A 12,991-nucleotide genomic window follows, 5' to 3' on the forward strand; every position below is an offset into this window, starting at 1 on the left:
ACCCTTTATCCGGTAGTCTTTGGCAGGCTGTCGATTTTCTTGCGTAATCGGCTGCGGTAAAGCGGTCGCAAGATTTCACGCTTCAATTTGTCAAACAGACCTTTTTTATTTTTAATAGTGCTGCCGCCCAGATCACGCGAGATTTCCGCGACGCCACCAGGTTTCAGGCTGAGCATGTCGACGCCTGTGATCCAGTTCATCTGGGCAAATGTATCGACAGGACGGTCAAACTGTTCAGTTGCTTGTAGCAGTTTAATGGCTGCTTGCCGACTGACAATTTGTGCAACCATGCCAAGGCCGATATGGCGCGGGCGCAGCACTTTGACATTGCTGTCATGAACAACAATCTCGCCTTCTTCACGGTCACGAAACGGAAAACGAATGAAGCAATCCGGCTGTTGTTGCAGTATTTTTTGAGCAACCGCAAAACTTGGTTCAAAATCGGTGGTTAAAGCCACATCATCTTCCAACACAAAACCGGCATCTAGATTTTGATCAACAATGGCCTGCCATGCTTTGCGATGGGAGAGAAAACAGGCAATTTCATTGCGGCTTAACGGGAAGGGATAATAAGGTTTGTGCAGGCGGCGCTGATAGGCGTGTGCAATATCTTGCTCGGATAAATCTTTATTATCAACTGCGTCGAGAATTTCGGTCGCAACCGGCAATTGTTGGCGCAAATAATCAACTTGCCCACGGCGGTCAGTGGCGCGATGCAGATGGATGATAAAAGCTTTGATCTGCATGGCAGCTCTATCCTGACGTGATGTTTGTTCAGTTTAGATAGCCAAGTGTTGTTGAAAAAACAAGAAAGCGGTTTGAAAGAACCGCTTTCCCGACAATTGCTGCTTTTGATTATAGATAGATAACCAATGGTAGATGGGGCGCTCTTCTGGTTTGCAGCACAAAACGCATGATACGCGACCCGTGGGAAAAACGTTCAATCGTGCTCCATTCATTGGCGCCAACATAGGTATATGGCACCACATCACGCATCGCATCTAATGTGTGATTGGGAATGATATCATTGCAATTCCAAAGGCGTCTGAAAATAACACTGATGCGGGTTGGCTTTCCGTTAATGATCACACTTGGTTCGGCCTGACCGCTTTCCCAGTCTTCGTAAGCTTCAATTGCATGGTGAAAAGCCTGATGAAGATAAATCGGTGCATGACCTTCATGAAGCGGGGGCAGCAAACTTGTCATTAAATGCGTCATTTCGTGTCCTCTCTTCTGGTGTGCTATAGGAAGTTTCGTTGCGGCAATGCCTTTCAGTTTATAATCCGGCCAGTTGCCGACAGGGATAATTAAACGCGTTTATAAGCTTTCGCGCAACAAAAAAGAGGACTTTTGTAAATAGGTAAAGCCAACTCTTATAATGGTTTAGACTAGGATATTTTTGCTTTTCAGCACTGATTGCAGATAGTAAACAAGATGTTAAGACATGTTTTCCGGCTGGAATATTGTATCAAAATCGGACCATCTAAATGCGTGAAAAAAGCAGTATTTTGCTATGGCACTTTTGATTTGGACGGTACAGCTATAAGGCAATAATGTGGCCGATAGTGTATCTGCCTTTTATATGTGGGGAATCTAAAGATTATGCGCGATTTAATCCTGTCACGGCGTTCTTTTTTGATTGGCGCATCAGCGCTTTTGGCGTCCACTTCTTTGAGCAGCAACGTATTTGCCCAGAGTGAGGCGGTAACGCGTGGTGGCCGTTTGGTGGTGGCGGCAGATTCAGAGCCGCGTAATCTCAATCCTGCAATTGTTGCATCCAATGGTGTGTTCTTTGTCGCCAGTAAAGTTATTGAACCTTTGGCGGAAGCTTCGTTTGACGGCGAAAATGGCTTGGAGCCGCGCCTTGCCGTTTCATGGCAAGGTTCGGATGATGGTTTGAGCGCGACATTCAAATTACGCGAAAATGTTACCTGGCATGACGGCAAACCGTTTACCTCTGCCGATGTTGCATTCTCTGCATTGGAAGTTTGGAAAAAGTTACAAAATCTGGGCCGTGTGGTTTTCAAGGATCTGGAAGCTGTTGAAACGCCGGATGAACATACCGCGATCTTTAAATTTTCTGCGCCAACGCCGTTTCAGCTCATCCGCAATGCACTGCCGGCTTTAAGCAGTGTGTTGCCTGCACATATTTTTGCCGGTACCGATATTGCCGCTAATCCGGCTAATGAGCAGTTGGTCGGCACTGGGCCGTTTAAATATGCCGAACATAAGGCCGGTGAATATTATCGCTTGACCCGCAATGAAAATTACTGGGGCGAGGGCGAACCTTACTTAGATGAAATTATCTATCGCGTGCTGGCGGATCGCTCTGCCGCAGCGGGCGCTTTGGAGGCGGAAGAAATTGATCTGGCGGCGTTTTCTGCCGTGCCGCTGGCAGACTTGGCACGCATTGGAAAAGTGCCGGGGTTGCGTGTTATCTCTGAAGGTTATGAGGCACTGACCTATCAGTTGGTGGTGGAAATAAACCATCGCCGCAAAGAGCTGGAGGATGTAAATGTGCGTCGTGCCATTGCCCATGCCATCGACCGTGATTTTGTCGTCAACACGATCTTTTTGGGCTATGCGCAAAGTTCAACGGGACCTGTACCGCGCTATGACAAACAATTCTATACTGATAAAGTGGCGAGCTATCCATTTGACGTGGCAAAGGCCAATCAGCTGCTTGATGATGCCGGTTATAAACGTGGCAGTGACGGCGTGCGTTTCTCGCTGAAATTATTGCCAGCCCCTTATTTCAATGAAACCAGACAATTTGGCGATTATTTGCGTCAGGCTTTGGCGGCCATCGGCATTGATGCACGCTTGGTGAATAATGATTCCGCTGCACATCAAAAGGCAGTTTATACCGATCATGATTTTGATCTGGCGGTAGCGCCACCGGTCTATCGTGGTGATCCGGCTATTTCGACAACAATTCTGATGGAAAGCGGTTTACCTGCTGGCGTTCCGTTCTCCAATCAAGGCGGCTATGCCAATGCAGAAATGGATAAAATTATCGCGACAGCGGCAAAAACCATTGATGAAGCAGAACGCACCGAGCTTTATCACCAGTTTCAGGCATTGGTTGAAGATGATCTGCCATTGATCAATGTGGCAGAATGGGGCTTTATTACAGTTGCACGTGACCGTGTGCAAAATATTGCCGACAATCCGCGCTGGGCGACGTCAAACTGGTCGAATGTGTGGTTGAAGCAGGATTAACGGCTGATCATAGTAAAGACTGGCAAAATTAAAGGCTGATAGCATTTTGAGAATTGAGCAGGCGTGACATCCAATCAGCCCCTTATACGCTCTCAACGAGTGAGACGCCTGATGAGCCGATTGACCAGCAGCCTTATTGTGCTGCTGGTTGTCGTCATCGGCGCATTTTTGTTGATGGAGGCAGCACCGGGTGATGCGGTGGATGCTTATGCCGTGTCGCTTGGCGGTGACGCGGCGATGATGGATGAATTGCGCGCGCAATGGGGCTTGGATCAGTCTCTTCTCAAACGCTTGATCACCTATCTCACCAGTCTGGCGCAGGGCAATCTTGGCTGGTCGGTCGCTTTTTCACGTCCTATTCTCGATATTATTCTGGAGCGTTTGCCCAACACATTTTTGCTGATGGGTGCCTCCACGGCTTTGTCGTTTTTTATCGGTTCGCTGCTCGGCATTTATGCCGGAGCGAGACCTGGCAGTTTTCGCGATCGGTTTCTATCTGCGGCCTCATTGGCACTTTATGCTGTGCCGGGATTTTGGCTGGCTTTAGTGCTGATTATCTATTTCTCAATTACTTTGCGCTGGTTTCCCTCTGGCGGGGTAGAGACCATTGCCTCCGGCAAGCATGGCTTGGCGCGTGGCTTTGATATTTTGCGCCATCTCACTTTGCCGGTTTTGTCGCTGTCGATGATTTATCTGGCGCTTTATTTGCGGGTCATGCGAAGCGCGATGGGGCAGGTCTGGCAGATGGATTTCATCGGGGCATTGCGGGCGCGCGGCATACCCGAGCGCCATATCCTATGGCGGCATGTAGTGCGTAATGCTTTGCTGCCGCTCGTCACCATGCTCGGGCTGCAGGCTGCCACGATGCTGGGCGGTTCGGTGGTGATTGAAAGCGTTTTTGCTATTCCGGGGCTCGGGCGTTTGGCGCAAGAGGCAGTGACAGCCCGCGATACAGCCTTGTTGATGGGTATTATTCTTGTCAGCGCTTTGATGGTTATTATCGTCAATTTTATCATTGATCTTTTTTACTCATGGCTTGATCCGCGCATTAGCAACACCGGAGAAACAGTATGAGCAAAGCTTTCAACCTGTCGATCGAGTTTTGGTTGGGGCTTGGCTTGCTGGCGCTGTTGGTACTAGCAGCTTTGCTGGCACCATTTATCTATCCCGATGATCCACTGCGTATTGCGGCAACATCTTTATTGTCGCCTTTTGAAAATAATAGTTTTCCGCTTGGCACCGACCGCCTTGGCCGTGATGTGTTGGCGCAATTATTTTATGGGGCGCGGACATCTTTACTGATCGGATTGGCCGCTAGTTTTTCTGCTATCTTGGTCGGCAGTCTGGTGGGCGTTGCCGCCGGTTTTGCCGGTGGTCTGATTGATAATATTTTGATGCGGATTACTGAGGCATTCCAGACAATACCGGGTTTCTTGCTGGCATTGGCGCTGGTCAGTCTTTTTGGTCCCTCCATCGGCATGATCGTGGTGGCGATTACTTTATCGAGCTGGACGCAAGCCGCGCGTTTGGTGCGCGGTCAGGTTTTATCGCTTCGAGAACGTGATTTTGTCGCCAGCGCGAAAGTGATCGGCATGCATCCGGTGGAAATTGCCTGCAAACAAATTCTGCCTCATGCGCTGGCACCGGTTTTTGCTCTCGCACCTGTCATTGTGGCAGGGGCAATTTTGACCGAAGCGGCATTGTCTTTTTTAGGTTTGGGAGATCCTAACCGCGTGACATGGGGCGCGATGATTTCAGAAGGACGCACCGTCTTGCGCTCGGCGCCATTCCTTTCCATCGTTCCGGGTATTGCGCTGGTGTTGACCGTTATCGGCGTTTATCTGACAGGCGAAGGTTTCAAGCGTGATGCGTAATCTGACTGAAATCAACAATCTGTCGGTGCGTTATGGTGATGTTCATGCGCTGCAAAATATCACGCTTGATATTAGGACAGGCGAAAAGCTGGCAATTATCGGCGAGAGTGGCTCCGGCAAAAGCACATTGGCTCTGGGCTTGGCCGGCCTTTTGCCGTCAAGCAGTATCATGAGCGGAAGTGTTGATTGGTTCGGCTTTGAAGGCCGCCCAAAAGCAGGACGCGATATCGGCTTTATCTTTCAAAATCCATCTGCCAGTTTTGATCCGGTGATGACTATCGGCAATCAACTGGCAGAAGTGATTATCACCCATCATGGGCTGGCCAAAAACCAAGCGCTGTCTCATGCCGCAGACCTCATCGACCGTGTGCAGATACCGGAGCCGAAAGCTGCATTGAACCGCTATCCGCATCAGTTGTCGGGCGGCCAAAAACAACGCGTCGCCATTGCTGCGGCCATTGCCGGAAACCCCAAATTGCTGATTGCCGATGAGGCGACTAGTGCATTGGATACGATTGTGCAAGGTGAGATTGTCGCACTTCTCGATGGCTTGGTCACAGAGACAAAGATGACTTTGCTTTTCATCACCCATGATATTGCGCTGGCCTCGCAATTTGCTGATCGATTGGCTGTTTTCAACCATGCACATTTGGTTGAAAGTGGCGCAACCCGCCAAGTGATCAATCATCCGCAGGATGACTACACCAAGATGTTGATTGCCCATTGCCTGACACTGGATGACGGGGAAGCTGAATGACGGGTAATGTGATCTTGCAGGCTGAAGGGCTGAAATTTACCTTTTCCAATGCGACAAAGCCGGTATTAAACAATGTTGATCTGACAATTGCCCAAGGTGAAACACTGGCATTGGTTGGTCGTTCGGGCAGTGGAAAGTCAACATTGGCACGGCTTTTGTTGCGCTTGGCCAAGCCACAGACAGGCTCAATTACCTTTAACAATATTGATTGGCTGGCATTGCAAGGCAAGGCTTTGCGCCATGCGCGGGCAAAAATGCAGATGGTGTTTCAAGACCCGTTAGCGGCTTTTAATCCGTATGCGCATGTCGGCACTTTGCTGGAAGAGCCATTGCGTATCCATGATATTGTGCCGGTTGATGAGCGCAAAGCGCTGATCGCGCAATTACTGGAGCGTGTGGCGCTTGATCCGGCGATTGCCTCAAGGCGGGTGGATGAAGTGTCGGGCGGGCAGCGTCAGCGCATTGCCATTGCCCGTGCAATTACGACAAAACCTGATCTCATAGTGCTGGATGAAGCAGTGGCTTCGCTTGATGTATCGGTGCGCGCCCATATTTTGGATTTGCTGCAAGAAATTCAGGCGCAAGACCAAACCTCTTATCTCTTTATCACCCATGATCTGGCGGTCGCTAAGAAAATAGCCCACCACATTGCCGTGATTGACGATGGCACGGTTGTTGAAAGCGGGCGGGCAGACGAAATTCTTGAGCACCCGCAAGCGGCCATTACCAAAGCATTGATTGCCGCATCACCGCGATTGAAACGCTAAAGCATGTCTCCGAAAAGTGGGTGCCGGTTTTAGGATAAAGACATGCGTAAAAAAATGTTAGAGTGAGCGCAGCCGGTATGAGTAAATGCGACACACTCTAATTAGCCGCGGCCTAACTCTTCCGAGCGTAAGCGTGCCGCATCGACAGCTTTGTTGATGATGTCTTGCATGTCACCCGCCATTAAAACATCCAATGCTGCGGCCGTGGTGCCGTTCGGGCTGGTGACTTGACGGCGCAGTTCTGCCGGATCTTCGTTTGATGCAGCTGCCAAAGCACCGGCACCGGCAATGGTCTGCATGGCAAGCAGGCTGGCGGTTTCACGCGGTAAACCGGCCTTCACGCCAGCTTCTGTTAAGGCTTCGATGAAATAAAACACATAGGCTGGGCCTGAACCGGAAACGGCGGTGACGGCATCCATCTGCGTTTCATCGTCAATATTTGCAACTGCTCCGCTGGTTCCAAGCAGGGCTTTGACAAATTCAGCCTGTGCGGCATTCACATTTTTATTTGCAAAAGTCACCATCATGCCCTGACCAATGGCGGCAGGGGTGTTCGGCATACAGCGTATGATCGCTGTACCGTCACCTAAAATCTTTTCAAATTGTGCAACCGGAATACCGGCAGCAACGCTTAAAAAAGCAGATTTTTGCGCGAAGCGCTGATAGGCAGGCAGAACGTTAGGCATCACCTGCGGCTTAACCGCCAAAATGATGAAGGCGGGGTCGAAATCCGCGCTTAAACCATTTGCGTCAGCCATCACATGAACGCCAAGGCTTTGGGCTTTCTGGCGCAATATTTCAGCTGGTTCAATGACATAAATATCATCAGCCTTTAATGCATCTTGGTTGATCCAGCCTTTCAGCATGGCAAAACCCATATTCCCGCAACCAACCAGCACAACCTTGAGATTCATGATCATTATTTCCGCACTACAAAAACAAGCCTCACTTTGACGCTATGGCGGGAGCGGGTCAAGAGTGTGCTTGGGCAGCGTGTAGCTTTCTTGCCGACTGTTTAAGAATGGGGAGTTGTTATTTTCGGGCTTCCGGCGTATGGCAAATACTTAATCAATCGAGAGTGGAATCGTCATGTCCTGTCGCCTTATGCGTTCAGGCCTTTTTCTATTCTTAAATCTAAGATCACAAGACCAAGCCGTGAACGGAGTTTCGGATATGGCAAAACTGATCGATGGCAAGTTGCTTGCTGAGGATGTAATTTCAACTGTCAAAAGTGAAACGGAAAAGCTGGTCGCCTCGACCAAGGTAACACCGGGTATCGCTGTTGTCATCGTTGGCGAAGATCCGGCCTCTCAGGTCTATGTGGCCTCCAAGGGGCGCAAAGCTAAGGAATGTGGTTTTCATTCCGTGCAGCACACATTGGAAGAAACAGCTACCGAGCAGGAATTGCTGGCTCTGATTGATGAGCTCAACAATGATCCTGCCATTCACGGTATTCTGGTGCAGCTGCCATTGCCGAAACATATCAATGAAAGTCTGGTCATTCAGGCAATCAATCCGGACAAAGATGTTGATGGTTTCCATTACATCAATGTCGGCAAGCTCGGCGCGGGTGACGCGGCCTCTGCATTTGTACCATGCACGCCTGCTGGCGCGATGATCATGATCGAGCGCCAGCATGGTCGCGATCTTTCCGGGCTGACCGCCGTGGTTATCGGCCGCTCAAATATTGTGGGCAAGCCGATGTTCAATCTGCTTTTAAGCGCCAATGCGACCGTAACCGTTGCCCATAGCCGCACCAAAAATCTGGAAGAACTGGCACGCAGCGCCGATATTCTCATCGCTGCTGTTGGTCGCCCAAAAATGGTCAAAGGAGATTGGGTCAAACCTGGTGCGACTGTGATTGATGTGGGCATCAACCGTATTGATGCGCCGGAAAAGGGTGAGGGCAAAACCCGCCTTGTTGGTGATGTGGATTTTGACAGCGCTTCAGCCGTGGCCGGTGCGATCACGCCTGTTCCGGGTGGTGTGGGGCCAATGACGATTGCAATGTTGATGGCCAACACGCTGGTTGCTGCCTGCCGTGCAGCCAATATGCCTGCACCTAAATTCTAAGTTATAAGTTAAAAAAAGGCGGCTTATGGTTTTTCATAAGCCGCCTTTTTATTTGTCAGAAGACGCTGGCACCCAGATCCGCACGTCCGGCAATATTGCGGAAGGCGGTGAACAATTCGCGTCCCATGCCAAATTGATTGGCGGATAAATCCGGCGTATTGATGCTGCGAAGATTAAGCTGATCACCTGCCACCAACGCATCCAATGTGCCGGTTTGTGCATCAAGACGGATGATATCACCATTTTCAATCTTACCGATAATACCGCCATCAAGCGCCTCCGGTGTGACATGAATGGCGGAAGGCACTTTGCCTGATGCACCGGACAAGCGACCATCAGTGACAAGTGCCACGCGTTGGCCGCGATCTTGCAAAATGCCCAGCACCGTCATCAGACGGTGTAATTCCGGCATACCATTGGCCTTGGGGCCTTGATAACGCACCACGGCAATAAAATCGCCGGTCAATTCACCCGCTTTGAAAGCTTCCTGCATATCTTCCTGATCGTGGAAAACCTTTGCTGGCGCTTCGATAATATGACGATCAGCTTTTACGGCCGAGATTTTGATAATCGCATGGCCGAGATTGCCGCTCAGCACTTTGATGCCGCCATTAGGCTGAAAGCCCTGATCGGCTTTGGCCAGAATTTTAGCATCACCACTTAATATTGGCGCTGCATCGCGCACCACTTGACCATGATCGCCAAGCTTTGGCTCGATGGTATAATCACGCAAACCTTCGCCCCAGACGGTGCGTACATCTTCATGAAGCAGGCCTGCATCCAGCAATTCGCGGATCATGAAACCCATACCGCCAGCAGCATGGAAGTGGTTCACATCGGCCAAACCATTTGGATAGACACGCGCCAGCAATGGCACGAGATCGGAAATGTCGGAAATATCTTGCCATGTCAGCTTGATGCCCGCCGCAGCCGCCATCGCAATCAGATGGATGGTGTGGTTGGTGGAGCCGCCGGTGGCGTTCAAGCCGACAACACCATTGACGAAAGCGCGTTCATCCAGCATTTCGCCAACTGGCGTGTAATTATTACCGCAAGCGGTGATTGCCAATGCCCGTTTGGTGGCTTCTTTCGTCAAAGCATCGCGCAGGGGCGTACCCGGATTGATGAAGCTAGCACCTGGAATATGCAGCCCCATGATTTCCATCAGCATCTGGTTGGAATTGGCTGTGCCGTAAAAAGTGCAGGTACCGGGGCCATGATAGGATTTTGATTCGGATTCGAGAAGTTCTGCGCGTCCCACTTTACCTTCAGCATAAAGCTGGCGGGTTTTGGCTTTTTCATCATTGGAAAGGCCGGAAGTCATTGGCCCTGCTGGCACAAAAACCGCAGGCAAATGGCCAAATGACAAAGCACCGATCACCAGACCCGGCACGATCTTGTCGCAAACGCCCAAATAAATGGCCGCATCAAACATATCATGCGAGAGGCCAACGGCGGTTGCCATCGCAATCACATCGCGTGAAAAGAGTGATAATTCCATACCGGCAAAACCTTGGGTGACGCCGTCACACATGGCAGGCACGCCGCCTGCCACCTGCGCCACGCCACCAGCTTCCCGTGCTGCCTGTTTAATCAGCGCCGGATAGGTTTCAAAAGGTTGATGCGCCGAAAGCATATCATTATAGGCGGTGATGATGCCTAAGTTTGGTACGATATCAGCAGCAAGTGCTGCCTTGTCGGAAGGGCCACAGGCGGCAAAACCGTGGGCAAGATTGGCGCAGCCCAATGCGCCGCGTTTAGGAGATTTTGAGGCCGCAGCCCGCATATGATCAAGATAAGTTTCGCGGGTCGGCTTGGAGCGCTCCACAATGCGGCTGGTGATCTCTAACAGTGTTTTATGGGCGTTCATCAATACCTCCTCGTCCGTCGCCCGTGTTGGCTAACGGGGACAGTTAAAAATGCCGGCCATAACTGTTAGAGACTGGAGGGCGCTATGGCGCCCAGTACAGCTGAACCGGTGTTTTGGCGTGTTGGAAGACAGCGCGAACCGGCTTTTTCATTGAATCTTCGCAGGCCAGCGCTTCGTCCAGTACGGTTAGTTTGTCTTTGCCTTCAATGTGCATCACCAACATTCTGGCTTCGACCAGCAATGGCAGTGTCAATGTCAGGCGGCGCTCTCCCGCACCTTCTGCCTGCATCGGAACCACCAATGCTTTTTCATTCGGATCAAGTGCCTGATCCAACCGGTCACCACCTGGGAAGAATGAAGCCGTATGCGCATCAAGCCCCATACCTAAAACCACCACGTCAAACGGACGCGGCACTGCACTGATACGGTTTGCCGCAGCAATGCCTGCCGTTTCGGCAGTGGCAGCAGGGTTATAAAGGCCGATGAACTTGGCAACACCTGCCTGATTGTTGAGCAGATTGTCCCGCACCAGCTTCTCGTTTGAGCGCTCGTGATCAGGGCTGATAAACCGCTCGTCAACCAGTGTGATGGTGACCAGATTCCAGTCAATATTCTTGCGGGAAAGAATTTCAAACAGACGCTTTGGCGTGGTGCCGCCTGAAACGGCAAGCACAGAATGGCCGCGTGCCTGAATAGCCTCGTCAAGCTTTTCAGCTATAGCAGTTGCCAGCGCCTCCGCCAGATCAGAACTATTGCTGAAATCGTGCCGTTCGATGCTCATTTCTTTCCCTTTACATTAACGTTACAAACTGTCGTGCCATGTGCGGCCGTCACGTTCGATCAAAGCGATCGAAGCACTCGGGCCCCACGTTCCTGCGGTATAACCTTGTACCTGCTGGCCGCTATTGTTCCATCCTTGAAGGATAGGATCAACCCACCGCCATGCCGCTTCTACCTCATCACGGCGCATAAACAAAGTTTGATTACCACGTACGACGTCAGTTAGCAGACGTTCATATGCATCGGGGTTACGTTCGTTGAAAGATGCTGCAAAACTCATATCCAATGGCACATGGCGCAAACGCATACCGCCCGGGCCCGGATCCTTGATCATCAGCCATTGTTTGACGCCTTCATCCGGCTGCAAACGAATAACCAACTGGTTGGCCACGACGCGTCCGGCTTCGTCACCAAAAATTGAATGCGGGATCTGTTTGAAGGTCACCACTATTTCCGAAACACGTGCTGCCAGCCTTTTGCCCGTGCGCATATAGAAAGGCACACCTGCCCACCGCCAGTTTTTAATCTCTGCTTTAATGGCGACAAAAGTTTCAGCATTACTGCTTTGCGCACCCAGATCATCGAGATAGCCTTTAACAGGGCCACCAGCCGATGCACCGGCGCGATATTGACCACGCACGGTCATTTCTTCGCAATTGGCCTCGGTAATCGGGGCAAGCGAGCGCAAAACCTTGACCTTTTCATCATGAACGGCGGTTGCATCCATCGATGATGGCGGCTCCATCGCCACAAGGCACAACAGCTGCAACATGTGGTTTTGTACCATGTCGCGCAAAGCGCCAGCGGTGTCATAATAGCCCGCACGTCCCTCAAGGCCGACAGTTTCAGCGACCGTGATCTGGACGTGATCAATATGGGCGGAATTCCACAATGGCTCATAAAGCGCATTGGCAAAACGCAGCGCCATCAGGTTCTGGACGGTTTCTTTGCCCAAATAATGGTCGATACGGAAAATCTGATCTTCGCGGAACACGCTACCAATGGTGTCATTGAGCACTTGGGCAGAAGCCAGATCACGACCGATCGGTTTTTCAACAATGATACGGGTTTCATCGGTTATCAGGCCGGTTGTTTTGATACGGTTGGCAATATCACCAAAAAGACTTGGGCTCACAGCCAGATAAAAGGCACGCAACGTGGCTGGTGCTTCATCAATAAATGCTTTCAGCTCCTGCCAGCCATTATCTGATTTGGCATCAACGGTGACATAGCTGAGGCGTGCAATGAAGCTGTCCAGAATTTGTGGCTCGACTTCCTCAGGCTTCACATGTTCTTCAATTGCTTTGCGGGCAAACGCGCGATATTCCTCATCATTCATTTCAGAGCGGGAAGCGCCGATAATACGTGTCGGGTCGCTTAATTGTCCGGCGCGTTCGCGCTGATACAAGGCGGGAAGCAATTTGCGTTCCGCCAGATCGCCGGAACCGCCAAAGACGACACAGTCAAACGGGTCCACCGGAATTATCTGGCTAGTCATGGTCGCTCTCTTCCATCATTTGTTCTGACAGTGATTATCACGATTTAACACCTGCATGCATAATATTAAATCGATTTAAATTCAACTGTCCAATTGTCAGGTTGCATGAATTTATAGTGCGCTTTGATGTCAGTCTTGTCAAAACTACCA

General features: G+C 50.7%; 12 protein-coding genes. 6 read left to right on the forward strand and 6 right to left on the reverse strand.

Features of this window, described 5'->3' with window-relative positions; translation table 11 throughout:
- Nucleotides 1–5 precede the first annotated feature (5 nt).
- Both ACI0FR_RS03555 and ACI0FR_RS03560 read right to left on the reverse strand, forming a co-directional pair.
- On the reverse strand, nt 6–746 hold the full coding sequence (locus ACI0FR_RS03555) for a glycosyltransferase family 25 protein (RefSeq protein WP_374829427.1): 741 nt from the start codon (nt 744–746) through the stop codon (nt 6–8).
- Between the two features lie 109 nt (nt 747–855).
- Nucleotides 856–1,218, reverse strand: a complete 363-nt coding sequence (locus ACI0FR_RS03560; protein WP_404906548.1) for a BRA0787 family protein — start codon at nt 1,216–1,218, stop codon at nt 856–858.
- Between the two features lie 384 nt (nt 1,219–1,602).
- Here ACI0FR_RS03560 and ACI0FR_RS03565 point away from each other — a divergent pair, with 384 nt between their 5' ends.
- From ACI0FR_RS03565 to ACI0FR_RS03585, 5 genes are all read left to right on the forward strand, one after another.
- Nucleotides 1,603–3,222, forward strand: coding sequence for an ABC transporter substrate-binding protein (locus ACI0FR_RS03565; protein WP_404906547.1), 1,620 nt, complete (start codon nt 1,603–1,605; stop codon nt 3,220–3,222).
- A gap of 111 nt (nt 3,223–3,333) precedes the next feature.
- The gene (locus ACI0FR_RS03570; protein WP_404906546.1) at nt 3,334–4,296 is read left to right on the forward strand and encodes an ABC transporter permease; all 963 of its coding nucleotides are present in this window, start codon (nt 3,334–3,336) and stop codon (nt 4,294–4,296) included.
- Entirely contained in the window at nt 4,293–5,096 is an 804-nt protein-coding gene (locus ACI0FR_RS03575; protein WP_404906545.1) for an ABC transporter permease, read from the forward strand. The genes ACI0FR_RS03570 and ACI0FR_RS03575 overlap by 4 nt, the downstream gene beginning before the upstream one ends.
- Nucleotides 5,089–5,853 carry an ABC transporter ATP-binding protein gene (locus tag ACI0FR_RS03580; protein WP_404906544.1) on the forward strand — a complete coding sequence of 255 codons (765 nt, stop codon included), beginning with the start codon at nt 5,089–5,091 and terminating at the stop codon, nt 5,851–5,853. Before ACI0FR_RS03575 ends, ACI0FR_RS03580 begins: the two co-directional genes overlap by 8 nt.
- Nucleotides 5,850–6,620 carry an ABC transporter ATP-binding protein gene (locus ACI0FR_RS03585; RefSeq protein WP_404906543.1) on the forward strand — a complete coding sequence of 257 codons (771 nt, stop codon included), beginning with the start codon at nt 5,850–5,852 and terminating at the stop codon, nt 6,618–6,620. The genes ACI0FR_RS03580 and ACI0FR_RS03585 overlap by 4 nt, the downstream gene beginning before the upstream one ends.
- A 101-nt stretch (nt 6,621–6,721) precedes the next feature.
- On the opposite strand, the gene proC is transcribed toward ACI0FR_RS03585, so the two are convergent.
- The gene (gene proC, locus ACI0FR_RS03590) at nt 6,722–7,534 is read right to left on the reverse strand and encodes a pyrroline-5-carboxylate reductase (RefSeq protein ID WP_404906542.1); all 813 of its coding nucleotides are present in this window, start codon (nt 7,532–7,534) and stop codon (nt 6,722–6,724) included.
- Nucleotides 7,535–7,793: 259 nt separating this feature from the next.
- Between proC and folD the strand changes: the two genes are divergently transcribed.
- Nucleotides 7,794–8,693 carry a bifunctional methylenetetrahydrofolate dehydrogenase/methenyltetrahydrofolate cyclohydrolase FolD gene (gene folD, locus ACI0FR_RS03595; protein WP_404906541.1) on the forward strand — a complete coding sequence of 300 codons (900 nt, stop codon included), beginning with the start codon at nt 7,794–7,796 and terminating at the stop codon, nt 8,691–8,693.
- Nucleotides 8,694–8,748: 55 nt separating this feature from the next.
- On the opposite strand, the gene edd is transcribed toward folD, so the two are convergent.
- The 3 genes from edd to zwf form a co-directional block, all read right to left on the reverse strand.
- Nucleotides 8,749–10,563 carry a phosphogluconate dehydratase gene (gene edd / locus ACI0FR_RS03600; RefSeq protein ID WP_404906540.1) on the reverse strand — a complete coding sequence of 605 codons (1,815 nt, stop codon included), beginning with the start codon at nt 10,561–10,563 and terminating at the stop codon, nt 8,749–8,751.
- Between the two features lie 82 nt (nt 10,564–10,645).
- Entirely contained in the window at nt 10,646–11,344 is a 699-nt protein-coding gene (gene pgl / locus ACI0FR_RS03605; protein ID WP_404906539.1) for a 6-phosphogluconolactonase, read from the reverse strand.
- 21 nt (nt 11,345–11,365) lie between these two features.
- Nucleotides 11,366–12,841, reverse strand: coding sequence for a glucose-6-phosphate dehydrogenase (gene zwf, locus ACI0FR_RS03610; RefSeq protein ID WP_374829449.1), 1,476 nt, complete (start codon nt 12,839–12,841; stop codon nt 11,366–11,368).
- Between the last annotated feature and the right edge of the window lie 150 nt (nt 12,842–12,991).

The sequence above is a fragment of the Paenochrobactrum sp. BZR 201-1 genome (assembly GCF_044987585.2).
In the GTDB taxonomy this organism is placed as follows: Bacteria; Pseudomonadota; Alphaproteobacteria; order Rhizobiales; family Rhizobiaceae; genus Paenochrobactrum; species Paenochrobactrum pullorum.